Here is a 23,621-nt window from a genome sequence, read left to right on the forward strand (position 1 = left end):
TCCACACGCTATGGGGCGCGCAGCTCCACCAACGTCACCTGCGGCGGAGCGCCGACCCGCACCGGCGGACCCCAGAAGCCGGCCCCGTTCGTCACGTAGACCTTGGTGCCGTCCACCTCGCCCAGACCGGAGACCACCGGCTGCTGGAGCTTCACCGCCAGGTTGAACGGCACCATCTGGCCGCCGTGGGTGTGCCCGGAGAGCTGGAGGTCGACGCCGAACTTCGCCGCCTCGTGCGCGGCCACCGGCTGGTGGGCCAGCAGCACCACCGGGCGGCTCGGGTCGCGGTCGCCGAGCGCGGCGGCGTAGTCGGCCGGCGCGGCCAGACCGGTGCCGTCGGCGGTCACGTCGTTGACGCCGGCCAGGTCGAGCACCCCGCCCCGAGCCCGGATCTCCTGCCGCTCGTTCTGCAGCACACGCAGGCCCAGCCGGTCCACCTCGCGGACCCACTCCTCGACCCCGGAGTAGTACTCGTGGTTGCCGGTCACGAAGAAGCTGCCGTACCGGGAGCGCAGGTCACGCAGCGGCTCCGCCGCCGCGCCCAACTCGGCCACCGAGCCGTCCACCAGGTCGCCGACCACCGCCACCAGGTCGGCGTCCAGACGATTGATCATCGCGACGATGCGTTCGGTGTGCGCCCGGCCGCGCAACGGCCCGAGGTGGATGTCGGAGACGGTCGCGATCCGCAGCCCGTCCATGCTCCGGGGCAGCTTGGCCAGCGGGATCCGGACCCGGTCCAGCCGGGGCGGCCCCATCGCGGTGCGGACGCCGTACCCGGTCACGCCGGCGGCCGTGAGCCCGGCGAAGATCGCCGCGCCGCGCGCGAGCAGCAGCCGGCGGGACGGGTCGTGGTCCGCTGGTGCGGCACTGCCGGCCGGCCCGCTCGGCGGCGTGCCGCCGACGTCTCGGCGCGGCGACCTGTCACCGGCGTCGGGGGCCGTGCCGCCGGCATCGCCGGATGGCATGCCGCCGGCCTGGGCGGGCGGCGGCGTCTCGACGAGGTCGGCAGGGGGGTCGGCGGAGTTGCCGGCGCCGACCAGCGCCGGCTCCGCCTGCGGCCCCGCGATCGTGGCGGACCGGGCGCGGCGGCGCAGGGCCAGCCGGACCACCGCCGCCGGCACCTCGAGCACCAGCAGCAGCACCAGCAGGTAGAACATCAGGGCCAGCCAGAGGTAGCCCGGCCAGGCCAGCCAGTAGAACCCGTTCTGGGTGCCGGCCATGGTCGCCGGCACCAGCAGCGCGAGCAGGATCGCCAGCACGGCCCCGCCCCGGCGCCAGGGGCCGGGACGGGTGGTGTCCCGGACCATCCGCTTCCACAGGTAGAAGTGGATCAAGCCGATGACGAGCACGACGAAACCCACGAATGTCGCCATCGCCAGCACGTCGGCCTCCCTCAGCCGCCCGCGAAGGGTGGCAGCACGTCCACCGTCACCCCGGCCGGCAACAGTGCCCGACGATCATGACAGGCCACGCCGTCGACCAGGAAACTCGCCGCCTTCAGCACTATCGCCAGTCGCTCTCCGTGCCGCGCGGCCAGGTCGTCGAGGAGTTCGTCCAACGACCGGCCGGCGGATGCGGTCTCCTCGGCGCGGCCGGCGGCGGCGCGCGCCCCGGCGAAGTAGCGGACGGTCAACTCCACAGTCATCCTCCGATCGCGGACATCGGCCGGACGGGCTGCAGGAAGGACGGGTCGTCGATGCCGTGCCCGGCGCGCTTGCCCCACATGGCGGCGCGCCAACGACGGGCCAGTTCCTCGTCGTCGGCGCCGGCCCGCAACGCGGCCCGCAGGTCGGACTCGTCGGTGGCGAAGAGGCAGTTGCGCACCTGGCCGTCGGCGGTGAGCCGGGTGCGGTCGCAGTCGCCGCAGAACGGCCGGGTCACGCTGGCGATCACCCCGACCCGGGCCGGCCCCTCGTCCACCAGCCAGGTCTCGGCCGGTGCGGCACCCCGCTCGGCCGGATCGGGCCGCAACGCGAACTCGGCGTGCAGGGCGGCCAGGATCTCGTCGGCGGTGACCATGGTCGACCGGTCCCAGCCGTGCTGCGCGTCCAGCGGCATCTGCTCGATGAACCGCAGCTCGTAGCCGTGCGCCAGGGCGAACCGGAGCAGTTCCGGCGCCTCGTCGTCGTTGACGCCGCGCATCAGCACCGCGTTGATCTTCACCGGGGTCAGCCCGGCGGTGGCCGCGCCGGCCAACCCGGCGAGCACGTCATGGTGCCGGTCCCGGCGGGTCAACGCGGCGAACCGCTCCCGGTCGAGCGTGTCCAGCGAGACGTTCACCCGGTCCAGCCCGGCCGACCGCAGCGCCGGCGCGAGGCGGGCCAGGCCGATGCCGTTGGTGGTCAGCGAGATGCGCGGCCGGGGCGACAGCGCGGCCACGGCCGCCACGATGCCGGGCAGCCCGGGCCGGATGAGCGGCTCGCCACCGGTGAAACGGACCTCGGTGACGCCGAGGAGCCGCACCGCGACGCCGACCAGGCGCACGATCTCGTCGTCGGTGAGCAGCTGCGGACCGGCCAGCCAGGGCAGACCCTCGGCCGGCATGCAGTAGGTGCAGCGCAGGTTGCACTTGTCGGTCAGCGAGACCCGAAGGTCCCGGGCGACGCGACCGTACCGGTCGGCGAGAACCCCGTCGGCCGTCGTCCGGGAGGCGGTCATCCGTCGACCGTAGCGCGTCCGAGGGCCCGGAGCGCGGCCCGTGCGGCGGAGGACACGGCCTCCGCGTACGTCTCGCCGAAGAGCGCGGTGTGCACCAGCAGCAGGTGCAGCTGGTGCACCGGCACCCGTTCGCGCCAGCCGTCGGCCAACGGCCAGGCCTCCCGGTAGGCGGCCATGATCCGGTCCAGGTGCGGCGGGCCGCCGAAGAGCGCGAGCTGGGCGAGGTCGGTCTCGCGGTGGCCGCCGTGCGCCGCCGGGTCGACCAGCCAGACCCGGCCGTCGGCGCCCCAGAGCAGGTTGCCGGGCCAGAGATCGCCGTGCAGCCGCGACGGCGGCTCGTCGCCGCCGAACTCGCCCACCCGGTCGACCACCTGCTGGACCAGTGCCGCCGTGGCCCCGGTGAGCGCGCCCCGGTCGACCGAGGCCCGCAGGTGCGGCAGCAGTCGGCACCTGGCGAACCAGCTCGACCACGGGCCCGCGTCGGGGGTGTTGTCCTGCGGCAGGGCGCCGATGAACCCGGGCCACTCCGCGCCGAACGCGGGCGCGCCGGCCCGGTGCAGCGCGGCCAGCCCGCGGCCGAACGCCTCCGCCGCCTCCGGCTCCGGTTCGCCCGGCTCGATCCAGTCGAGCGCCAGCAGCTCCGGCAGCGCGACCAGCACGTCGGGCACCGGCACCGCGTCGGCCTCGCGCAGCCACCGCAGGCCGGCCGCCTCGGTGGCGAAGAAGTCGTCGGGCACCGGGCGCGCCGCCCGTTCCGGCCAGCTCTTGGTGAAGACGGAGTGCCCGTCGTCCAGGGTGAGCCGGGACGCGGTGCAGATGTCGCCACCGGCGACCGGTGTCTCCCGGATCCGCTGGTGGGTCAGGAAGGTCGGCAGGTGCGCCGGGTGTGCCCGCAGGTACGCCAGGTCCATGACCGCAAGGTAGTCCCCGCCTGGGACATCCGTGGGCCGTGTCGTACCCCGATCGCCGGCGGTCGACGTTCAGCTGGACCGATACGCAGCGTGCCTGTGGACGGACCGCGTGTCGTCCACAGGGCCTCCCGTGGCGACCGGCCGGCACGCACGCTCCCGACATGAACTCGACCGAGCGCCCCCGCCTCTCCGTCCGCTCGCCGGGCGACCTCGTCGTCGCGGTGCCCTACCTGCTCGGCTTCCATCCCGCCGACAGCGTCGTGGTGGTCGCGGTGCGGGGCCGGCGAGTGGTCTTCGCCGCCCGGGGCGACCTGCCCGAACCGGGCGCCGACCCCGGTCCGGCCGCCCGGCACCTGGCGCAGGTGGTGGTGCGGCAGGACGCCGACGCCGCGACCGTCATCGGCTACGGCCCGGCCGCCCGGGTCACCGGTGCCGTGGACGCGGTCGGTGAGGCGCTGGACGACGCGGGTCTGGTCGTCCTCGACGCGCTCCGGGTGACCGACGGCCGCTGGTGGTCCTACCTATGCGGCGAACCGGCCTGCTGCCCGGCCGACGGCACGCCGTACGACCCGGTCGCCAGCCAGGTCAGCGCGGCAGCCGTCTTCGCCGGTCAGGTCGCTCTGCCCGACCGCGCGGCGCTGGCCGCGCAGGTGTCGCCGTTCGACGGGCCGGTCCGACTGGCCATGCGTCGGGCCACCGGGCGGGCGCGACATCGGCTGGCCGCCCTCACCGGCGGCCTCCCACCCGGCGGTGCTGCGGTCGAGGGCCACCAGCCGGGCGGTGCCGCGCCGGGCGGTGCCGCGCCGGGCCGTGAGCCGGCGGGCGGTGAGCCGGCGGGCCGTGCCGCGGCGGGCGGTGATCCGGTGGGCGGTGCCGGGGGTGAGGGCGAGCCCGGTGGCGCTTCCTCCGGCGGTGGGCCGGCCGGTGGCCGGCGCGGGGAGGCTCGGGCCCTGCGCTCGGCCGGCACGGCGGCGGTACGGGCCGCGTTCCGCCGGCAGCGGCGCGGCGAGCGGCTCGACGACGACGAGGTGGCCTGGCTGACCGTGCTCCTGACCCATGTCGCGGTTCGCGACCACGCCTGGTCCCGCACCGACGGCCGGGACGCCGACATCAGTCTCTGGACCGACGTCTTCCGCCGCGCCGAGCCGGACCTGAGCGCGGCGCCCGGCACGCTGCTCTCGTTCGCCGCCTGGCGGGCCGGGCACGGCGCGCTGGCCGCCGTCGCCCTGGAGCGGGTGCTCACCGCCCACCCCGAATATCCGCTCGCGGTGCTCCTCGACGACGCGCTCCGCCGTGGGGTGCCCCCGTCCGAGCTGGACGGCTGGCCGGCGAACGTCGGCGGAGCCGTGCTGCGCCGCCGGCGGCGTCGCCCGCCCCGTTGAGCCGGCGGCCGACGGCTCAGCCGATCCGCACCGCCGAGCCGGCGTCCATCGTCCCGCTCGGCGGCCGGCCTGCCGGCCAGCCGCACGGTGCCGCCGCCGTCGGTCGGGAGGGCCGCCGTCGGTCGGGAGGGCCGCCCCGGGTCAGGCAGTCACGCGCTGCGCACCGGTGTAGACGTTCATGGTCGGGTGGCGCAGGAAGCCGACCAGCGTCATCCCGGCCTCCTCGGCCAGTTCGGCGGCGAGCGTGCTGGGTGCCGAGACCGCCGCCAGCAGCGGCACGCCGGCCATCCACGCCTTCTGGGTGAGTTCGAAACTGGCCCGGCCGGAGACGAGCAGCACGTGGCCGGCCAGCGGCAGCCGGTCCGCCCGGGCGGCCCAGCCGATCACCTTGTCCACGGCGTTGTGCCGGCCGACGTCCTCGCGCAGCACCAGCAGCTCACCGTCGGCGCTGAAGAGCCCGGCCGCGTGCAGGCCGCCGGTGCGGTCGAAGGCGCGTTGCGCGGCGCGGAGCCGGTCGGGCAGCCCGGCCAGCAGTTCGGCGGTGACCTCGAGGGGGTCCTCCCGCACGGCGAACCGGGAGCGGGTGCGCACGGATTCGATGCTCGCCTTGCCGCACACCCCGCACGAGCTGGTGGTGTAGAAGTTGCGCGCCGGGTCGGTCTCCGGCTCGGGCACACCGGGGGAGAGCACCACGTCGACCACGTTGTAGGTGTTGGGGGTGTCCGCGCCGGCGCACAGCTGCGCGGTGTGCACGTCCTCCGCCGACCTGATCAGCCCCTCGGTGAGCAGGAAGCCGATCGCCAGGTCCAGGTCGTCGCCGGGGGTGCGCATGGTCACCGCGAGCGGCCGGCGGCGGCCGGGGCCGGCCGGCCCGACCCGGATCTCCAGCGGCTCCTCGACGGCCAGGGTGTCCTGCCGCCGAACCCGGGCCCCACGGTCACCCGTCGCCCCGAGGTCGATCCGCAGCACGCCTCGCCGGTCTGTCGCCCGTCCCATCCCGCCATCCTCTCCCGCACCCACCCCGCCCGCACCTCCAGCTCCCACCCCGCCACGCTCCCGCACCTGCGCGTTTCCGGTCTCGCACGGCTGCCGAGCCCGCGCTCCGGCCGGGCCCCATGATCGACACCAGTACGGCGAGGTGGCTACGTCAATCGCTCCGGGATCCCACCACCTCGGCGGACTGGAGTTGATCAAAGGCGTCGACCCGCGTGCCCGGTGGGGAGCCTGGGTAGGGTGAGGCGGTGACCGGGTACGCGGCGGTGCTGCTCGCCGGCGGCGCGGCCCGGCGGATGGGTGGGATGGACAAGCCCGCCCGTCCGGTCGGCGGCCGGCCGATGCTGCACCGGGTGCTGGCGGCGGTGGCCGACGCGAGTGAACGGGTCGTGGTCGGTCCGCCCGGCCCGGTGCCGGCGGGCGTGCGGGTGACCCGGGAGGATCCGCCCGGCGGTGGCCCGGTGGCCGCGACCGCGGCGGGGCTGGCCCAGCTGCGCTCCGACCCGCCCACGGTCGCCCTGCTCGCCGCCGACCTGCCGCTGCTCACCGCCGCGGCGGTGGCCGAGTTGCGGCACGCGCTCGACGGGTCGGTCGACGGGCTGGCCTGCTACGTGGACGGCGACGGCCGCCGGCAGCAACTCTGCGGCGTCTGGCGCCTGCCGGCGCTGCGCACCGCCCTCGACCGGCTGGCGGCGAGTCGGGGCGGCACGGTCGACGGGGCCCCGGTACGCGGGCTGCTGGCCGCCACCACGGTCCGGGAGGTCGCCTGGTCCGGTGCCGGGGCGCCGCCCTGGTTCGACTGCGACACTGACGAGGACGTACGCCGGGCCGAGGAGTGGACGACATGACGGTGATGGACGACTGGCTCACCGCGGCCTGCGCCGAGCTGGACCTGGATCCGTCGGAGGTGCCGGTGTCGGCGGTGCTCGACGTGGCCCGGGACGTGGCGCACCAGGTGCTCCGGCCGGGCGCGCCGGTCAGCGCGTACCTCCTGGGGGTGGCCGTGGGGCGCGGCGCGGATCCGGCGGCGGCGGCCGCCCGGATCAGCGCTCTCGCGGGCTCGTGGCCGGTGGAGCTGGACGGGACCACCGACGCGAAGTAGCGCGGCCGGCCGGACGTGTCCCTGGGTAGGGTGGCGGGAACGGACGGAGGCGATCATGACGGCAGACCACCCCTCGGCGCCGGTCGACCAGCCTTCCGGCGGTGCGCCGGAGCAGCACGAGTCGATCCTGCTGGACGAGCCGACCACGGCCGACCTGCGGGCCAAGGTGACCGAGGCCTGGCGAGAGTTCGCCCGGGCCCTGGCCGACCGGCTGCGCGAGCTGCCCGCCGGCGGGCACCTGGAGGTGACGCTCGACCCGACGGCCTCCGGGACCGGGGACGCCGTCTACTCGGTCAGCGCGGACGCCGGTGCGGAGGGTGGCCTGTCGGCCCGGGCGGTCGGCAACGCCACACTACCGGCTGGACCGGGCGGCGGTGGCGGACATGGTGGCGCTGGGCTGGTCGCCGCCGGGGGTGGTGCCGGGCTCCGGTGACCAGTTCGGCCTGGACTGCGGCGTCGACGACGCGACCCGGTTGTCCGCCGTGCTGTCCCGGACGCTGCGTGACGTCTACGGCGCTCCGCATCCCGCGTTCCTGGTCTACCTGGTGCACGACGCCGACGGCGAGCCGCTGCCGGTGGAGCCGCTCGGCACCGCTCGCTGCGTCGGTCCGGAGTTCGACGTGGAGGCCGACCTGGACGAGGCGTTGGCCGCCGCGGCGGCGGCACAGGCGGGCGAGAACGACGTGCTGGCCCTGGAGGAGCGGGTTCGCACGGTCGTCTCGACGATGTTGAAGTCCGACTCCGACCAGGTGCAGGTCGACTCCGACGGCGACATCAACATCCGGGCCGGTTCCGCCATGGTCTTCGTCCGGGTGCGGGACAATCCGCCGCTGGTCGACGTCTTCTCGCCGGTGCTGACCGAGGTCGAGCCGACCGAGCGGCTCTACGTGAAGCTGTCCGAGTTGACCAACCGGATGCCGATCGGGCGGCTCTACTGCGCCGACGACACGGTCTGGGCGTCGATCCCGGTCTTCGGCCGGAACTTCCAGGCCACCCACCTGATGCTGGCCGTGCAGGTGATGACCGGTCTCGCCGACGAGCTGGACGACCGGTTGCACGGCGAGTTCGGCGGCAAGCGGTTCTTCGGTGAGGGCGACAAGCCGGCGCGGGCGCAGGAGCACCGCACCGGCATGTACCTCTGAGTCAGCGCACGTCGAGCAGGGTCTTGCCGACGGTGGAGCGGGCTTCCATGGCGGCGTGCGCGTCGGCGGCCCGCTCCAGCGGGAAACGTTGGGCGATCAGCGGCCGGAGCCGGCCGGCCGCGGCCATCGCGAGCGCCTCCTCGGTGAGTGCGCGCAGCTCGTCCGGTCGGGGGCGGGGCCGCAGCAGTGTCACCGCGCGGTCGGCGGCGGCGTCCGCCGGCACGTCCGCCCAGGCGCCGCTGGCCAACCCGTAGCTGATCATCCGGCCACCGGGGTCGAGCAGGTCGAACGCCTCGCGGGCGAGCGTGCCGCCGACCCCGTCGAGGACCACGTCGACGGCGTCGACGGCGGCCCGGACCCGGTCCGCCCAGCCCGGCTCCCGGTAGTCGACGACCACGTCGAGCATCGCGCTGCGGAGCACGACGGTCTTCTCGGGGCCGCCGGCGGCGGCCACCACGGTGGCGCCGGCCCGCCCGACGAGCTGCACCAGCAGGGTGCCGACGCCGCCGGCGGCGGCCAGCACCAGGACCCGGTCGCCGGCCCGTAGGTCCGCCGACCGGGTGAGCATGAGGGCGGTCCGGCCGTCGGCGAGCACCGCCACCGCCTGATCGAGCGGCAACCCCGGGGGTACGGGGATCGGCGCGTCCCGGTCGACGACGACGCGCTCGGCGTACCCGCCGGTGCCGCCGGTGCCGGTGACCACGAGTTGGCCGACGAGCGTCGGGTCGACGCCGGGGCCGACCGAGGTGATCGTGCCGCCGACGCCGTTGCCGGGGATCAGCGGCAGGTCGCCGGCGAACGGGCCGAAGCCGGTCGCCCGGAACATCGTCTCGACGAACGTGATGTTCGCGTGCGCCACCTCGACGAGGACCTGACCCGGCCCGGGCGTCGGGTCGGGCGCCGGCCCCGGGACCAGCACCTCCGGTCCGCCGAACCTCCGTAGCCACACCGCACGCATCGCGCCTCCCGGAATCTTCCGCCTGCGCTCAGTCAACGATGTGAAGCGGGGTTCAGGTCAACCCGCGTGGGACGGCCCGACGCCGGGTGACTCGACCAGCCGGGACAGCACGATGGTGCTGCGGGAGGAGGTGACGAACGGTTCGGCGCGCAGCCGTTCCAGCGCCTCCTCCAGGTGGGAGATGTCGGCGGCGCGCAGGTGCACCAGCGCGTCGGCCTCGCCGGAGACGGTGTAGGCGCCGACCACCTCGGGGTGCCGGCGGGCGGCGACGCCGATCTGCGCCGGGGTGGTCCGGCCGGCGCAGAACAGTTCGACGAACGCCTCGGTGGTCCATCCGACGGCGGCCGGGTCGACGACGGCGGTGAAGCCGCGGATCACCCCGGCCGCGCGCAGCCGGTCCACCCGGCGCTTGACGGCGGGGGCGGAGAGTGACACCCGGGTGCCGATGTCCGCGTAGGAGGCGCGAGCGTCCGCCACGAGCAACGCAATGATTCGCTGGTCGACCGCGTCTATCTGCAACGTTCCGCCTCTGGGAAGCAACGGTTGTGGCTGTTACCAAAGTTCTACCGTACCTACTCTTGGTGACCGTGAACCAGCAGCGAGTCCCGCGAAAGCGGACATATCTCATGTGCTCCCCCGAGCACTTCGCGGTCGAGTACGCGATCAACCCGTGGATGGACGTGACCACGGCGGTCGACGCCGACCTGGCGGTCAAGCAGTGGGACCGGCTGCGCGAGACGCTGCTCGGGCTCGGCCACGACGTGCACACGCTCACCCCCGAGGCGGGCCTGCCGGACATGGTCTTCGCGGCCAACGGCGCCTTCGTGGTCGACGGCACGGTCTACGGCGCCCGCTTCAAGCACGAGCAGCGGGTCGGCGAGGCCACCGCGCACCGGGCGTTCTACGAGGCGCAGGGCTGGCACTTCATCGCGCCGAGCGAGACGAACGAGGGGGAGGGCGACTTCGCGTACCTGCCGGAGGCGCACGGCGGGCTGATCCTCGCCGGTCACGGCTTCCGCACCGAGTTGGCCGCGCACGCCGAGGCGCAGGAGGCGCTCGGCCGACCGGTGGTCTCGCTGCGCCTGGTCGACCCGCGCTTCTACCACCTGGACGTGGCGCTCGCCTCGATCGACGACGGGAACGTCGTCTACTACCCGGGTGCCTTCTCGGCGGCCAGCCAGCGGGTCCTGCACCAGCTCTTCCCGGACGCGGTCGTCGCGGACGACGAGGATGCCCTGGCGTTCGGCCTGAACCTGGTCAGCGACGGGCTCAACGTGGTGCTGAACAGCGAGGCCACCCGGCTGGCCGGCACCCTGAAGGCGGCCGGTTACCAACCGGTGCCGGTGGAGCTGGCCGAGCTGAAGAAGGGCGGCGGCAGCGTGAAGTGCTGCATCGCCGAGCTGCGGCACTGACGTCGGACGTGCCCGAGGGGCGGTCTCCCGGCGGGGAGGCCGCCCCTCGTCGCGTCAGCCGAGCGTGGCCAGCTCGTTGGTCACCACGTTGGAGAGCATCCGGCCGTCCAGCTGCACCTTGCGCAGGTACCACTTCTGCTGCGGGGTACGCGGCTGGTTGAACTGCCAGGGCCCGCGCGGGCTGTCGATCTGGCCGATCTTGCCGAGCGCCAGGTTGAGCTGCGTCGGGGACGGGTCGCCGCCGACCAGCCGGATCGCCTTGTCCAGCACCTGCGCGGCGTCGTACGAGGCCATCGCGTACGTGGTCGGCGAGGTGTTGAACGTCTTGCGGTAGGCGGAGGCGAAGACCCGGTTCGGCGTGTTGTTCAGGTCGGCCGAGTAGTTCAGCGCGGTCTCGATGCCGTACTCCTCGATCAGCCTCCGGTCCCGGCCCTTCTCGCCGTCGTCGAGCTGCTCGAGGACGGTGCCCTCGGTGAGGAATCCGGGCGCGTAGATCGGGCCCCGGTAGCCCTCGTCGTAGAGCTGCTTGATGAACTGCACCGCCTGCGAGCCGCTGTAGTGGCAGAAGACCGCGTCCGGTTTGCGGGCCAGCGCCTTGCGGATCGGCCCGGCGTAGGCGCTCTTGCCGGGGTTGGCGTAGTCGGGGGTGTAGATCGGGTCCTCGGTGAGCCGGCGGCCCTTCTCGTAGCCGCGACGCAGCCCGGCGACGACGTCCTGGCTGCCCTGCCCCTGGGCGCCGAAGATGGCGATCCGGCTGGACGGGTCGAGGGTCTGGCGCAGGTGTTCGCCGAGCGCGAAGCCCGGCTCGTCCAGCACGTACGAGGTGCGCCAGATGTAGACGACGCCCTGGAGCGTCGCGGGCGAGGCGTTGGAGCCGATCAGGGGCACCCGGGCCTCCTCCACGACGTTCCGGATGCCGGTCATGACGGCCGGACTGACCACGCCGGTGAGCGCGAGCACGCCCTCCTTCAGCAGCCGGTCGACGGCGGCCTTGCCGGTCGCGGCGCTGTCGCCCTCCTCGGCCTGCACCACCGTGACCGGGTGCCCGCCGAGCTGCTGACCGTGGGTGCTGAGGAAGAGCTGGAAGCCGTTGGTGATCTCGTCGCCGATGGCCTTGTTCGGGCCGCTGCCGGGCACGATCAACCCGATCTTGATCGGGCTGCCGGACGCGGCCTCCTCGGTGTCGTCCCCGGAGCCGCAACCGGCCACGAGTCCGGTGGTGCCGAGCGCGGCCAGCAGTTGCAGGGCCCGCCTGCGGTTCATCTGTGCCACCGAACTTCCTTCCCGCCGGGGTGGCCATGGTGCACACCCCTTCGGCGTTCTACCTGGTCGGCGACGCTGCGTCAATGCCCTGAAGATCATCGTGAAGGGACCGCAACGCCTCGACAACCCGGGGCCAGGCGGCCGAATCCGGCGCGATCAGCCCGAAGTGCTCGCATTCCGGCAGCTCAACCAGCGTGGCACCGCCTCCGGCGGCGCGGTCGGCGGCCACCCAGGAGCGGCTCGTGGACACCGGAACCTGCTGGTCGAGGGTGCCGTGCACGACTACCGTGCGTACCCGAACCGGCACCAATGCCGATGGATCCGCGTCCGCGTACCGGTCCGGTACGTCGGCCGGGCCACCACCGAGCAGCGCGGCCACCGCCCCGCCGTCCAGGTCCAGCCGGTACGCCTCGGCGAGGTCCGCGACCGGCGCCAGCGCGAGCACCCCGGCGACGGAGTCCGGGGCGTGCGCGGCGGCGTACAGCGCCAGCTGCCCGCCGGCCGAGTGACCGACCAGCACCGGCGGGACCGGCGCCACCCGGCCGGGCAGCGCGGCGGCGGCCAGCCCCGGCAGGGCCGCGACCCCGGCGAGCACGTCGGTGAGCGGGTCCGGCCGGCCGTGGCCCGGCGGACCGGTCCGGCGGTATTCGAGCTGGGCCACCGGATGACCGAGCGCGGCCAGCGCGGCCGCCATCGGGCCGGTGTGGGCGCGGTCGTACTCCGCCCGCCAGAATCCGCCGTGCACCACCACGACCAGCGGCCGGGCGGGTCCCTCGCCGGACGGGCGGCGCAGGTCGGCGCACTGGTCCGGGTGGTCGCCGTAGGCGACTGTGGCGTCCGGCGGCGGCGCCGGTCGGGTCAGCACGTCGCGGGGGTCGCTGGGCATGCGGGGACGGTAGCCGGTCCGGTCCTGGGCGCGTGTGCGTGGTCGGGGTGGGTAAAGATGGGTGCCATGACCGAAGCACACTCCGGCGGACACGACGGCGAACAGGGCAACGATGGCATCCCGGGCACCGTGGTGGTGGTCGGGCCGGACGGCCGACCGGTCGGCACGGTGCAGACCGAGGAGGGCGCGGCCGAGGACCCGACCCGCCTGGTCGAGCAGCCGGCCAAGGTGATGCGGATCGGCAGCATGATCAAGCAGCTGCTGGAGGAGGTGAAGGCCGCCCCGCTGGACGACGCCAGCCGGCACCGGATGCGCGAGATCCACGAGCGCTCGATCGTCGAGCTGAAGGAGGGGCTCGCCCCCGAGCTGCGCGAGGAGCTGGAGCGGATCTCGCTGCCGTTCACCGAGCAGCAGGCGCCCAGCGAGGGCGAGCTGCGCATCGCCCACGCCCAGCTGGTCGGCTGGCTGGAGGGGCTGTTCCACGGCATCCAGGCGGCGTTGGTCGCCCAGCAGATGGCCGCCCGCGTCCAGCTGGAGCAGATGCGCTCCGGCCGCCAGGCGCTCCCCAGCGGCCCGGCCGGGATGGTCCCGGGCATGCCGGGGATACCGGGCGGCACCGAGGGCCACGCCCCCGGTCAGTACCTGTGACCCGCGCGGGCCGGGGCGCGCGACGTGCCCCGGCCCGCACCGTCAGTCCAGCCCGAAGACCTTCTCCAGGTACGCGGCCACGCCGTCCTCGGTGTTCGCCGCGGTGACCTCGTCCGCGATCTCCCGCACCGCCGGGTGGGCGTTGGCCACCGCCACCGCCCGACCGGCCCAGGTCAGCATCGGCACGTCGTTCGGCATGTCACCGAAGGCGAGCACGTCCCGTTCGTCGATGCCCAGCCGGGCGGCGAACCAGGCCAGACCGGCCGCCTTGGTCACGCCGGCGGCGGAGATCTCGATCAGCCCGCTGTACGACGAGTGGGTCGCCTCGGCCAGCCCCTCCAGCGCGCCGGCCACCACCCGGACGAACACGTCCGGATCCTGCTCACCGGCCCGGACCAGCAGTTTCACCGCAGGCGCGGCGAGCAGTTCCTCCGGCGACTCGACGGCCCGGATGGCGTCCGCGTCGGCGTCCCAGCGCAGCGGATAGTGCGCCTCGTGCCGCATCTGCCGGCTGTCCACGATCTCCACGGCGAAGCTCACCCCGGGCACCTCGGCCCGCAGCCGGCGGGCCACCTCGCCCAGCAGCTCCGGGGCGAGCGGGTCGGCGCGCAGCACCTCGTCGGCGATCGGGTCGTACACCACCGCCCCGTTGGCGCAGATCGCCGGCAGCGGGGCGTCGAGCTGGTCGTACACGAGCTGGAGCCAGCGGATCGGACGGCCGGTGACCAGCACGACCGGCGTGCCCCCGGCGGTGATCCGGGCCAGCACCCCCGCGGTACGCGGGCTGAGCCTCCGGTCGTCGGCCAGCAGCGTGCCGTCGATGTCGGTAGCGACGAGTCGAGGTGGCTCTCCCATCACCGGGAGAGTAGTCGGTCCAGGTAGACGGCGACGCCGTCGTCGTCGTTGCGCAGGGTGATCTCGTCGGCGGCGGCGCGCAGCTCCGGGTGGGCGTTCGCCACCGCCACCCGGGACCAGCCGGCCCAGCCGAACATCGGCAGGTCGTTCGGCTGGTCGCCGAAGACCAGCACGTCGGCGGGGTCCACGCCGAGCCGTTCGGCGACCACACTCAGCCCGGTGGCCTTGTCGACCCCGGGCGGGCAGATCTCGACGAAGCCGAGCCCGGCCTGGGTGAGCGTGGCCACCTCCGGCGACACGATCCGGCGGGCGGCGGCGAGCAGCTCGTCGACGTGGTGGTCCTCGGTCCGGGCGAACGCCTTGACCACGTCGCAGGAGAGACAGTCGGCCCGGCTGCGCGCCTCGAACCGGTCCGGGTAGGGCCAGCTCGGGTGGTAGTCGCCCCAGAGCGGCGCATCGTGCTCGCCGGACGCCTCCACCATGACGGTGAGCGGGCCGACGGCGGCCTCCAGGTCGGCGAGGATGCCGGCGAGCACCTCACCGCGCAGGCGCTCGTCGCGCAGCACCAGCGGGCCGGCCGGGTCGCTCTGGTCGACCACCCACCCGCCACCGGCCATCACCAGGAAGTCGGCGGCGCGGATGTCGTTGCGGCTCAGCTCGGCCAGTCGTGGTCCGCGCCCGGTCGCGCCGACGACCGGGATCCCGGCCGCCCGCACCCGGTCCAGCACCCCGTGGGTGTACGCGGAGACGGTGTCGTCGCTGCGGACGAGCGTGCCGTCGAGGTCGGTGGCGATCAGCTTGGGCAGGCCCGGGCGGGTCATGGTTCCTCCTTCGCCCGCCACCGTCACGCCGGCCGACCAGGTCCTCGATGCCGCGGCCACCGGACGGTGGGCAGGCAACCGTATCTCGCGCGACCGGGGCCGACCATGGCATTCCGGCGAATCGGCCACGAATCCGAGGCGGCGATCCGGTGGCCGGCGAACGGGAGCCGGCCCGCTCAGCGGGAGCGTTCCGGGCCGGCGAACGGCACCGTCGGCTCCACCGTGAGGTCGGCCGGGCCCGCCGGCATCTCGTCGTCCCGGCTCCGCCGACGTCGGGCGCGCCGGTCGTCCGGTTCCCCGTCGTCCGGCGCCGCGTCGGCGTCCGCCCGGTCGTCGGTGGCGCGGTCCCCGACCCGCCCGGCCAGGTGCAGCGTGGCCGCCAGCAGCGCGACGGCGACGAACGCGGTGACCAGGCCACGGCCGTGCTCCACCTGGAGGCGCTGCTCGGTCGGGAAGAACAGGACGCGCCGGGCGAGCTGCTGGAGGGAGGCAGCGGCCGCGACCAGCACGCCGAGCAGGGTCGCCGCGAGGCCCAGCCCGGCGATCCGGGCGTGCTGACGCACCGCCGGGGCGCCGCGCAACGCCAGCGCCACGGCGACCGACAGGCCGAGCAGACCCACGAGGTACGCGGCGCCGAAGCCGCCGATCTCGGCGACGCCGCTGGGCAACCGGAACGTGGTGTTCCCGTCCTCGCCCTCGTTCGGCACGGTGATCACCAGCCACTCGCCGATCAGCGAGGCGAGCACGGCGACCGCGCCGAGCCCGGCGAGCACCGGCGGCAGGCGGTGGTCGCGGCCCAGTCCGGCCAGCGACCGGCCCACCCGCCCGGACGGGGTCGCCTCGGCGTCGGTGTCGCCCCACTCCACCACCGTGGTGCCGTCGGAGCGGTTGTCCTGCCTGGGAATCGGGAGATCCTGCGACATCGGCCACCCTTCGGCGTCGACGGGCCTGCGTCGAATCATGGCACAACCGGCACCCGGTCACCGGGAGCGCGATCCGGCCGGGCGGTGCGGGGCGGCCCGCTTTCGGTTAGCGTCGGTGCCATGCCTATCCGTACCGCTTCCGCTCGTTGGCAGGGCGACCTCGCCGAGGGCTCGGGCACCGTCCGCACCGGCAAGGGCGGCCTGTCCGGCAACTACTCCTTCAAGTCGCGCTTCGAGGAGGGTGAGGGCACGAACCCCGAGGAGCTGATCGGCGCCGCGCACGCGAGCTGCTTCTCGATGGCCCTCTCCAAGCAGCTCGCCGACTCGGGCGTCACCGGCACGTCGGTGGAGACGACCGCCAAGGTGCACTTCGACAAGACCGACGCCGGCATGACGGTGACCCGCATCGACCTGGAGACCGTCGGCCAGGCCCCCGGTCTCGACGAGGCCGGCTTCACCAAGCTGGCCGAGGCGGCCAAGGAGGGCTGCCCGATCTCCCGGCTGCTCTCCCCGGGCGCGGAGATCACGCTTACCGCCCGCCTGGCCTGACCACGTCCGACACGGCGGGGGTGCCCTGCGGGCGCCCTCGCCGTGCCGCGTGCCGATCGTGAGGGAGTGACCGGGCGGCGTGGCCGTGGAGATGAGCCGGGACCGGTTCGAGGAACTGGTCGGCGAGGCGCTCGACGAGGTGCCCGAGGAACTGCTCGGGCTGATGAGCAACGTGGTCATCCTGGTCGAGGACGATCCGCCGCCCGGCGAGAACCTGCTCGGACTCTACGAGGGGCACGCGCTCACCACGCGGGGCTGGGACTACGCCGGCGTGCTGCCCGACCGCATCCTGATCTACCGGAACCCGATCCTGGCGATCTGCGACACCGACGACGACGTCGTCGACGAGGTCGCGGTGACCGTGGTGCACGAGATCGCCCACCACTTCGGCATCGACGACGAGCGCCTGCACGCCCTCGGCTGGGGCTGACCGGGTCCCGGCCGGCCCCCCGCTCGGCCGATCCCTGCGGTTGCGCCCGTCCCCTAACCTCCGGTGCAGGCACATCCCGATGCAGGAGGAAACCCATGCGCAGCGAGCTGTTCTCCGCGGCGAACCTCGAGAAGGAGTCCCAGCAGCCGGGCATGCGGCTGCAGAACTCCAAGATGCTGAAGATCGAGCTGAACGGCGAGGCGATGGCCCGTGTCGGGTCGATGGTCGCCTACCAGGGCCAGGTTCAGTTCCAGGCCCTCGGCTCCGGCGGCATCGGCAAGTTCATCAAGCAGCGGCTCACCGGCGAGGGCGTGCCGCTGATGAAGCTCTCCGGCCGGGGCGACGTCTTCCTCGCCGAGGCCGCCAAGGACGTGCACATCATCGACTTGGAGCCCGGCGACGCCCTGTCCATCAACGGCTCCAGCGTGCTCGCCTTCGACTCCAGCCTCCAGTACGACATCAAGATGGTCAGCGGCATGGGCATGGCGTCCTCCGCCGGCCTGTTCAACTGCGTCTTCACCGGGCACGGCCGGATCGCCGTCACCACCAAGGGCACCCCGGTGGTGCTGAACGTGGACGCGCCGACGTACGTCGACCCGCAGGCCGCGGTCTGCTGGTCGGCCAACCTGCAGACCGGCTACCACCGGGCCGAGCAGCTCGGCCTCGGCACGCTGCTCGGCCGCAGCACCGGCGAGGCGTTCACGATGAGCTTCGCCGGTCAGGGCTTCGTCGTGGTGCAGCCCTCCGAGGAGCCGCCGGTGGCCGGCAGCGGCGCCCAGCAGCAACAGCAGGGTGGCCTGCTCGGCGGCCTGCTCCAGTGACCGCCCGGGCCGGGTGCGTCCCTGGGGGGGCACACCCGGCCCGGTCAGCTCAGCTCGCCGGCGCGCAGCCGGGCCAGCCAGGCCGCCGCGTCCGCCCAGTCGGCGTCGGAGAGACCGGCCGGCGCGGGCGTCGGCCGGTCGCTCGCCGCCGGGCTCCAGCGGTGCCGGGGGTACGACCCGAGGAAGCGCACGTCGGCGCAGACCCGGCGCAGGCCGCGCAGCGCCTCGCCGAGGCGTACGTCGGCGACGTGCCCGGTGCAGTCCAGGAAGAACACGTACCGTCCGAGCGCCTCGCCGGTCGGGCGGGACTCGATCCGGGTCAGGTTCACCCCGCGTACGGCCAGTTCCATGAGCACGGACAGCAGCGCACCCACCCGGTCGTGCGCGATGTAGACCGCCAGCGAGGTGAGGTCGTCGCCGGTCGGCGGCGGGGGCGGCCCGGGGCGGGACACCAGCGCGAACCGGGTCACCGCGTCGGGGTGATCGGCGATCTTGTCGGCGAAGACGGTCAGCCGGTGCCGGGTGGCGCCGATCGGGGCGCAGACGGCGGCGTCGTACTCGCCGTTCGCCGCGCCGGCCGCGGCGGCGCCGTTGGAGAGCACGTCGACCACTGTGGCGTCGGGCAGGTGGTCGCGGAGCCAGCCGCGGCACTGGGTGGACGCCTGCGGGTGGGCCGCGACGCTGCGCACCGAGGCCGGCGAGATACCGGACCGGCCGGCGAGCACGAACTCCACCGGCAGGACCACCTCCCGCGTGATCACCAGCGGGTCGCCCTCGGCCAGTTCGTCGAGCGTCACCCCGACCGCGCCACCGATGGAGTTCTCCAGCGGCACCAGGGCGGCGTCGGCCTCCCCGGCCCGTACGGCGTCGAGCGCCTCGCCCACGCTGCGGGCCGGTGTGCGGTCGCCGCGTTCGGCGGCCGGCACGGTCCGGAGCGCCTGTTCGGCGAAGGTGCCCTCGGGGCCGAGGTAGACGAAGCGGGTGGGCGGTGTTCCCGGCATGGCGACCAGCCTACGCACCCGGGATGCCGTCGCAGGCCAGGGTGCGGATGCCCGCCGGCGCGGTGGCCCGCACCTCGACGCCGCAGACGTCCGTGCCGGCGGTGACCAGGGTGGGCGTGCGGCCCCGGGTGACCACCTGGAGTTCCTCGTGTCCGGCGACCGCCAGCACGGTGTAGTGCCAGCCCTCGGCGCAGAGCGGCCCGGTCCGGAGCGTCACCCGCACGTTCCGGGGGAGCACGCCGGCGGAGCCGCGCAGCAGGGTGACGATCCGGCTCCCGGACGGGGCGCCCCGGCAGGGCGTGGCGGCCGGGTCGGGTGCCGGGGCGGTGGGCGCGGACGGGACGGCCGGCGCGCTCGGGGTGGCCGGCGCGGTCGGGGTCGCGCCGGACGGCGCGACCGACGCCGTGGGACGCGGGCCGCCGGTGCCGGCGGGCGGCTCACGCAGCTCGGGCGGCTGGCCGCAGGCGGTGAGCAGGAGCAGCGCGAGCAGCGTCGCCGTCCGGGGCGGGGTGCGGGGCACGATGCAGTCCTCGACATCGACGGGCGTCGTCATGGCCCGGGGGCCGAGCCCATCGTAGGAGGCCCATCCGTTCGGGTGAAGCCGGGTGCTCGACCCGATGCCCGGGCCGCCTCAGAGCACGGAGAAGAAGGTCAGCGAGCCGGCGACAGCGGACCCGGTGAGCACCGGGGTGGAGATCGCGTCCACCGTGGTGCCGGCGTCGGAGCCGGGCCCCTGCACCCGGAGCAGCCCTCGGGCGAGCCGGCCGGAGAGCAGCGCGAGCAGCGGGGGGATCTTGTCGGTCTCCTGCTCGGTCAGCTCGCTCGGGCTGGCGGTGAAGTCGACCAGGCGCAGGCCGCCCTCGAGCAGCGGCAGGCCGATCACGTCCTCCGGCGCGCCGAGGCAGAGCAGGTCGCAGCCGGACGAGGAGATGGCCACCACTGTGGTGTCGGCGTCGATCAGCAGGCACGGCTCGGCGGCCCGGGAGACCGTCCCGGACCACTGCGTGAAGTTGTCGGTCTCCTGCTCGGTGGGTGTCTGGGTCGGGGACGCGAACACTTCCGAGAGTGAGAGCTCGACGTGGGCCACCGCGCCTCCTATGTACACCGACGGTCCGTCCACGCTAGCCGGTCGGCACGGCGACCTTCCGGCCGCGCTGCGTTTCCCGGTCTCCGCCGCCGCCCGAGGGTCGGGCGGCCCGGTGGCCGGGGACGTGCGTCGGTGCGGCGGGAGCCCCGGGGGGTCGGGCGGCCAGCGACGACGCGGACCGACGAACCGGTCGGGGGCGGTGTCGTGGACCGCGTGGCGTCGTCGGAGACGTTACCGCCGGGCGGCCCGCTTGTCAGCGGCCGTTCGGCCCTCGTCATACCACCGGTAGTCGGCGGATGGACGGTAAGTGCCGTTCAGCCACGTCGACGGCGCCTGGGCGACCCGGGACAGCTTCTCGGCGGTGGCCGGGGTGATCCGGTTGCCGGCGGCCACGAGCAGCCGGTCCAGCTCCCGGTGGGTGGCCATGAGGCAGTCCTTCGGCAGGCCGTAGACGCTGATGACGCCGGAGCCGACGAAGGTCAGCACCGGCGTCACCGGGATCGGCAGGCCGACCGCGTCGGAGAGCGCCTTGCTGGCCCGCTTGGCGTCGCGGCGTGCCTCGGCCACGTAGGGCGGACGCTTGCCGTTGATCTGCACGACGTCGCCGGCGACCAGCACCCGGGCCCGGCCGTGGTCGGCGATGGTGACCGCGAAGAGCCCGCTCGGCCCGATCGCGAGGAACCCGGCGCGATCGTCCTCGGCGTGGTCGAACAGCGCGTCGGCCGGGTCCGTCCGGGGCCACTCGATGACGTGCCAGGCGGGACCGAGGTGGTCGAGCTGCCCGAGGGCGCGGGCCCCGGCGGCCTCCAACCGGCGGGCGCCCCGGTCGGCCCGCCGACGGCGGGCCCACTCCAGGGGAGACGGTCGGGCCGGTTCGAGCACCGACGTGGCCTCGACCCGGGGATGCGCCGCGCGGGGCGGCAGTGCCCGGCTCGGTACGGCCCGACGAGCGGGAAAGACAGTCATCGCGACCTCCGGCAAAAGGTCTCTCGAAGTTATGTCTCCACTACCCTACGTTGCACACCCGGGGTCTCGGCAAGTTGGACCGCCGGAATGAGTGTGGATGAATGCCATATTCATTCACACTTCTTTTCCGGATGGTGCGGAAGCCTGCCCTAGGCTGCGGGGGTGACGCACTACGTGGACAGCGAAGTGGCCCGACTCGGCACGGTGCTGCTGCACCGCCCGGGACCGGAACTCGCCCGCCTCACCCCACGCAACAACGACTCCCTGCTCTTCGACGCTATCCCATGGGTGGGACGCGCGCAGGAGGAGCACGACGCGTTCGCGGCGGCCCTCCGCTCGCGCGGCGTCGAGGTGCTCTACCTGGCCGACCTGCTGGCCGAGACGCTCGCCGTGCCGGACGCCCGGACCGAGCTGACCGAGCAGGTGCTGCGGTCCCGCCGCCTCGGCGACACCCTGCGCGCCCGGGTCGCCGACCACCTCGCGTACCTCGATCCGGCCGCCCTGGCGGACGTGTTCATCGCCGGTCTCGCGCACGAGGAGCTGCGGATCGGCGCAGAGCGGCCGGGCGGTCTGGTCTGGACGCTGATGGACCGGCACGACTTCGTCATCGACCCGCTGCCCAATCTGCTCTTCACCCGCGACTCGTCGGTGTGGATCGGCGACCGGGTCGGCGTCACCAGCCTGGCCATGCCGGCGCGGCGGCGGGAGACCACGCTGACCGACGCGATCTACCGCTACCACCCGCGCTTCGTCGGCACCGAGTTCGTCTACCACCCGGAGCTGGAGCACCTGGAGGGCGGCGACGTGCTGCTGCTCGCGCCGGGCGTGCTCGCCGTCGGCGTCGGCGAGCGCACCACCCCGGCCGGCGCCGAGCGGCTGGCCCGGCAGGTCTTCGCCGCCGGGCTGGCGCACACCATCCTGGTGGTGCCGATCGCCCAGGAACGCGCCACCATGCACCTGGACACCGTCTGCACGATGGTCGACGTGGACGCCGTGCTGATGTATCCGAACATCGCCAGCGAGCTGTCCGCGTACACCGTCGTGGCCGGCGCGGACGGCGAGCCGCGGGTCGACGGCCCGGCCCCGTTCCTGCGGGCCGCCGCCGACGCGATGGACCTCGACCAGCTCCGGGTGATCGACACCGGCCTGGACCCGGTCACCGCCGAGCGCGAGCAGTGGGACGACGGCAACAACACGCTCGCCCTCGCGCCGCGTCTCTGCGTGGGCTACGAGCGCAACGTGGAGACCAACGCGCAGTTGGAGCGGGCCGGCATCGAGGTGATCGCCATCGCCGGCTCGGAGCTGGGCTCCGGCCGCGGCGGCCCCCGCTGCATGTCCTGCCCCCTGGTCCGCGAGAAAGGCGGGGCCCCTTCTTAACGCCTCCGGTAGAGAAGGGGCCCCCTCTCACGCGCAGGCGTTAACAGGGGGCCCCTCCTTACCCAAGGGTGCTCAGCGCAGGGTGAGCTGACGGCCGAGCAGTCCCTGGCGGGCGCGCCGGCCCGCCGCGTCCAGCGGCTCCCGATCCCCCAGCGCCTCGGCGTAGCGCTTGGCGAACTCGGCGACCGGGCCCTCCCACTCGGCGGCCGGAGTGTCCTCCGGCAGGTCCCACACCGGCGTCAGGCGGCCGTGCGCCCGGAACATGCCGGCGAACTTCGTGTCGTCGCCGAGGGTCAGCGTCCCGGCCGCGCCGAGCCGGGACAGGGCGTCCAGCGCGGCGTCCTCGTCGTCCGGCAGCACCCAGCGCACGTGGGCCTTCTCCGGCACCTGGCACCAGTACGCCGCCCGGGCCGCGTCCAGCTTCACCGTCGGGTAGATCGCCGCGTTGGCCCGCTCCAGGGACGCCTGCACGGTCGGGTCGTCGGCCGCGCCCGGGTCGAGCCAGAAGTCGAACCCGTCGTGCATGCTGATCTCCAGCGGACCGTCGACCAGGATGTCCTGGAGGCGAGGGCCGGGGCCGGGCAGCGGCGGCACGCTCACCTGCTTGCCCGGCTCGGTGCGCAGCGCGCAGAGCAGCGCGTCGGCCAGGTCCCGGGAGACGTCGCCGGACTGCTGGTGCCGTTGCAGGCCGACGAGGACCTGCCCGTCCGGCTTCGCCACCGCCGGGGCGGCCATCGGCAGGACGGTGGCCAGGACGACCGGCCGGTCGCCGTACTCCTCGACCAGTTCCGGGGTCAGCCGCAGCGGCGCGGACGCGGCCGGCACCAGCTCACGCAGGGCGATCCACTCCGGCTCGTCGACGAGGCCCTCGAACGGGCGGGGCACGAAGACGTCGCGCACCTTCTCCCGCTTCGGGGTGGCTTCGGCCCGCTGGTTCTTTCGACGCTTGCTCACGGCGAGACAGCCTAGAGGCCGGGCGGGGTCCCCGGGGCCAGGACCCGCCTGTCCGTCCGGTCAGCCGGCGGCGACCAGGTCGGGCCGGTGCGACCGGGCCGGGTCGAACTCCGCCCAGACGCTCTGGCCCAGACCGTCCCGCTCGACGCCCCACCGGCTGGAGAGCCCGGCCACGATGTGCAGGCCACGCCCGTCGACCGCGTCCGGGGAGGCGACCCGGAGCCGCGGGCCGGCACCGGCGCCGCCGTCGGTGACCCGGAGCTGGACGCTCGGCCCCTGGTCGGTGGCGCGCAGCCGCCAGGCCACCCGGACCACGCCGCCGGGCAGCGACTCGGCATGTCGGACCGCGTTGCCGACCAGTTCGGCGAGGACCGCCACCAGGTCGGCCAGCAGGGCCGGGGGTACGAGGCCGGTCAGCTCGTCGGCCAGCCGGTGCCGCGCCACGCGCGCGCCGGTCACGTGGTGGGGCACCACCACGCACC

Annotated in this window: 28 protein-coding genes and 1 pseudogene; 11 read left to right on the forward strand and 18 right to left on the reverse strand. The window is 74.4% G+C overall.

Going from position 1 to position 23,621, the window contains the following annotated elements:
* Positions 1-8: 8 nt before the first annotated feature.
* From O7598_RS30225 to O7598_RS30240, 4 genes are read right to left on the reverse strand one after another with little or no spacing between them, the layout of a single operon-like run.
* Positions 9-1,382: a metallophosphoesterase gene (locus O7598_RS30225; RefSeq protein WP_269694563.1), complete on the reverse strand. Its 1,374-nt coding sequence runs from the start codon at positions 1,380-1,382 to the stop codon at positions 9-11.
* A gap of 11 nt (positions 1,383-1,393) precedes the next feature.
* On the reverse strand, positions 1,394-1,645 hold the full coding sequence (locus O7598_RS30230) for a MoaD/ThiS family protein (protein WP_269694564.1): 252 nt from the start codon (positions 1,643-1,645) through the stop codon (positions 1,394-1,396).
* Entirely contained in the window at positions 1,642-2,658 is a 1,017-nt protein-coding gene (gene moaA / locus O7598_RS30235; protein ID WP_269694565.1) for a GTP 3',8-cyclase MoaA, read from the reverse strand. Before moaA ends, O7598_RS30230 begins: the two co-directional genes overlap by 4 nt.
* A complete protein-coding gene (locus O7598_RS30240; RefSeq protein WP_269694566.1) occupies positions 2,655-3,569 on the reverse strand; it encodes a fructosamine kinase family protein in 915 nt (304 codons plus the stop codon). The genes moaA and O7598_RS30240 overlap by 4 nt, the downstream gene beginning before the upstream one ends.
* A gap of 161 nt (positions 3,570-3,730) precedes the next feature.
* Here O7598_RS30240 and O7598_RS30245 point away from each other — a divergent pair, with 161 nt between their 5' ends.
* On the forward strand, positions 3,731-4,951 hold the full coding sequence (locus O7598_RS30245; RefSeq protein ID WP_269694567.1) for a DUF4192 domain-containing protein: 1,221 nt from the start codon (positions 3,731-3,733) through the stop codon (positions 4,949-4,951).
* A gap of 141 nt (positions 4,952-5,092) precedes the next feature.
* Here O7598_RS30245 and fdhD read toward each other — a convergent pair whose 3' ends face one another.
* Positions 5,093-5,947 (reverse strand): formate dehydrogenase accessory sulfurtransferase FdhD, encoded by an 855-nt coding sequence (fdhD, locus tag O7598_RS30250; RefSeq protein WP_269694568.1) that lies wholly within the window; start codon positions 5,945-5,947, stop codon positions 5,093-5,095.
* A gap of 245 nt (positions 5,948-6,192) precedes the next feature.
* Between fdhD and mobA the strand changes: the two genes are divergently transcribed.
* The 4 genes and pseudogenes from mobA to O7598_RS31525 all read left to right on the forward strand — a co-directional run bounded on the left by mobA (position 6,193) and on the right by O7598_RS31525 (position 8,188).
* Positions 6,193-6,792 (forward strand): molybdenum cofactor guanylyltransferase, encoded by a 600-nt coding sequence (mobA, locus tag O7598_RS30255; RefSeq protein ID WP_269694569.1) that lies wholly within the window; start codon positions 6,193-6,195, stop codon positions 6,790-6,792.
* Complete coding sequence (locus O7598_RS30260; protein ID WP_269694570.1) at positions 6,789-7,046, forward strand: DUF6457 domain-containing protein; 258 nt, start codon at positions 6,789-6,791, stop codon at positions 7,044-7,046. Before mobA ends, O7598_RS30260 begins: the two co-directional genes overlap by 4 nt.
* Positions 7,047-7,101: 55 nt before the next feature.
* Positions 7,102-7,522 (forward strand): annotated as a pseudogene (locus O7598_RS31520) (TY-Chap domain-containing protein); the annotation flags it as partial.
* A gap of 249 nt (positions 7,523-7,771) precedes the next feature.
* Entirely contained in the window at positions 7,772-8,188 is a 417-nt protein-coding gene (locus tag O7598_RS31525) for a T3SS (YopN, CesT) and YbjN peptide-binding chaperone 1 (protein WP_442929947.1), read from the forward strand.
* 1 nt (position 8,189) lies between these two features.
* Here O7598_RS31525 and O7598_RS30270 read toward each other — a convergent pair whose 3' ends face one another.
* Both O7598_RS30270 and O7598_RS30275 read right to left on the reverse strand, forming a co-directional pair.
* Positions 8,190-9,146 carry a zinc-binding dehydrogenase gene (locus O7598_RS30270; RefSeq protein ID WP_269694571.1) on the reverse strand — a complete coding sequence of 319 codons (957 nt, stop codon included), beginning with the start codon at positions 9,144-9,146 and terminating at the stop codon, positions 8,190-8,192.
* A gap of 57 nt (positions 9,147-9,203) precedes the next feature.
* Complete coding sequence (locus O7598_RS30275) at positions 9,204-9,665, reverse strand: Lrp/AsnC family transcriptional regulator (RefSeq protein WP_269694572.1); 462 nt, start codon at positions 9,663-9,665, stop codon at positions 9,204-9,206.
* Between the two features lie 59 nt (positions 9,666-9,724).
* Between O7598_RS30275 and ddaH the strand changes: the two genes are divergently transcribed.
* Positions 9,725-10,558, forward strand: a complete 834-nt coding sequence (gene ddaH / locus O7598_RS30280) for a dimethylargininase (protein WP_269694573.1) — start codon at positions 9,725-9,727, stop codon at positions 10,556-10,558.
* Between the two features lie 54 nt (positions 10,559-10,612).
* Here the strand turns inward: ddaH and O7598_RS30285 are convergent, their stop codons facing one another.
* Both O7598_RS30285 and O7598_RS30290 read right to left on the reverse strand, forming a co-directional pair.
* Positions 10,613-11,830, reverse strand: coding sequence for an ABC transporter substrate-binding protein (locus O7598_RS30285; protein ID WP_269694574.1), 1,218 nt, complete (start codon positions 11,828-11,830; stop codon positions 10,613-10,615).
* A 49-nt stretch (positions 11,831-11,879) separates the two neighbouring features.
* The gene (locus O7598_RS30290; RefSeq protein WP_269694575.1) at positions 11,880-12,707 is read right to left on the reverse strand and encodes an alpha/beta hydrolase family protein; all 828 of its coding nucleotides are present in this window, start codon (positions 12,705-12,707) and stop codon (positions 11,880-11,882) included.
* 57 nt (positions 12,708-12,764) lie between these two features.
* Here O7598_RS30290 and O7598_RS30295 point away from each other — a divergent pair, with 57 nt between their 5' ends.
* Positions 12,765-13,355, forward strand: coding sequence for a bacterial proteasome activator family protein (locus O7598_RS30295; RefSeq protein WP_091061748.1), 591 nt, complete (start codon positions 12,765-12,767; stop codon positions 13,353-13,355).
* Positions 13,356-13,397: 42 nt separating this feature from the next.
* Here O7598_RS30295 and O7598_RS30300 read toward each other — a convergent pair whose 3' ends face one another.
* The 3 genes from O7598_RS30300 to O7598_RS30310 form a co-directional block, all read right to left on the reverse strand.
* Positions 13,398-14,210: an HAD family hydrolase gene (locus O7598_RS30300; RefSeq protein ID WP_269694576.1), complete on the reverse strand. Its 813-nt coding sequence runs from the start codon at positions 14,208-14,210 to the stop codon at positions 13,398-13,400.
* On the reverse strand, positions 14,210-15,031 hold the full coding sequence (locus O7598_RS30305; RefSeq protein WP_091061744.1) for an HAD family hydrolase: 822 nt from the start codon (positions 15,029-15,031) through the stop codon (positions 14,210-14,212). The genes O7598_RS30300 and O7598_RS30305 overlap by 1 nt, the downstream gene beginning before the upstream one ends.
* 176 nt (positions 15,032-15,207) lie before the next feature.
* Entirely contained in the window at positions 15,208-15,954 is a 747-nt protein-coding gene (locus O7598_RS30310; protein WP_269694577.1) for a hypothetical protein, read from the reverse strand.
* 120 nt (positions 15,955-16,074) lie between these two features.
* Between O7598_RS30310 and O7598_RS30315 the strand changes: the two genes are divergently transcribed.
* From O7598_RS30315 to O7598_RS30325, 3 genes are all read left to right on the forward strand, one after another.
* Positions 16,075-16,503: an OsmC family protein gene (locus O7598_RS30315; RefSeq protein ID WP_269694578.1), complete on the forward strand. Its 429-nt coding sequence runs from the start codon at positions 16,075-16,077 to the stop codon at positions 16,501-16,503.
* 85 nt (positions 16,504-16,588) lie between these two features.
* A complete protein-coding gene (locus O7598_RS30320; RefSeq protein ID WP_175441320.1) occupies positions 16,589-16,933 on the forward strand; it encodes a metallopeptidase family protein in 345 nt (114 codons plus the stop codon).
* A 95-nt stretch (positions 16,934-17,028) separates the two neighbouring features.
* Complete coding sequence (locus O7598_RS30325) at positions 17,029-17,754, forward strand: AIM24 family protein (protein WP_269694579.1); 726 nt, start codon at positions 17,029-17,031, stop codon at positions 17,752-17,754.
* Between the two features lie 44 nt (positions 17,755-17,798).
* Here O7598_RS30325 and pheA read toward each other — a convergent pair whose 3' ends face one another.
* The 4 genes from pheA to O7598_RS30345 all read right to left on the reverse strand — a co-directional run bounded on the left by pheA (position 17,799) and on the right by O7598_RS30345 (position 20,808).
* On the reverse strand, positions 17,799-18,755 hold the full coding sequence (pheA, locus tag O7598_RS30330) for a prephenate dehydratase (RefSeq protein WP_269694580.1): 957 nt from the start codon (positions 18,753-18,755) through the stop codon (positions 17,799-17,801).
* A 10-nt stretch (positions 18,756-18,765) separates the two neighbouring features.
* A complete protein-coding gene (locus O7598_RS30335) occupies positions 18,766-19,308 on the reverse strand; it encodes a hypothetical protein (protein ID WP_269694581.1) in 543 nt (180 codons plus the stop codon).
* 78 nt (positions 19,309-19,386) lie between these two features.
* The gene (locus tag O7598_RS30340) at positions 19,387-19,842 is read right to left on the reverse strand and encodes a hypothetical protein (RefSeq protein ID WP_269694582.1); all 456 of its coding nucleotides are present in this window, start codon (positions 19,840-19,842) and stop codon (positions 19,387-19,389) included.
* 231 nt (positions 19,843-20,073) lie between these two features.
* Positions 20,074-20,808 carry a hypothetical protein gene (locus O7598_RS30345; protein WP_091062373.1) on the reverse strand — a complete coding sequence of 245 codons (735 nt, stop codon included), beginning with the start codon at positions 20,806-20,808 and terminating at the stop codon, positions 20,074-20,076.
* A gap of 162 nt (positions 20,809-20,970) precedes the next feature.
* Between O7598_RS30345 and O7598_RS30350 the strand changes: the two genes are divergently transcribed.
* A complete protein-coding gene (locus O7598_RS30350; protein WP_269694583.1) occupies positions 20,971-22,185 on the forward strand; it encodes an arginine deiminase in 1,215 nt (404 codons plus the stop codon).
* A 72-nt stretch (positions 22,186-22,257) separates the two neighbouring features.
* On the opposite strand, the gene O7598_RS30355 is transcribed toward O7598_RS30350, so the two are convergent.
* Both O7598_RS30355 and O7598_RS30360 read right to left on the reverse strand, forming a co-directional pair.
* Positions 22,258-23,139 carry a DUF5926 family protein gene (locus tag O7598_RS30355; RefSeq protein WP_269694584.1) on the reverse strand — a complete coding sequence of 294 codons (882 nt, stop codon included), beginning with the start codon at positions 23,137-23,139 and terminating at the stop codon, positions 22,258-22,260.
* A 60-nt stretch (positions 23,140-23,199) separates the two neighbouring features.
* Positions 23,200-23,616: an ATP-binding protein gene (locus O7598_RS30360; RefSeq protein ID WP_269695038.1), complete on the reverse strand. Its 417-nt coding sequence runs from the start codon at positions 23,614-23,616 to the stop codon at positions 23,200-23,202.
* Positions 23,617-23,621 lie beyond the last annotated feature (5 nt).

The organism is Micromonospora sp. WMMC241 (assembly GCF_027460165.1).
Taxonomy (GTDB): Bacteria; Actinomycetota; Actinomycetes; order Mycobacteriales; family Micromonosporaceae; genus Micromonospora; species Micromonospora humi.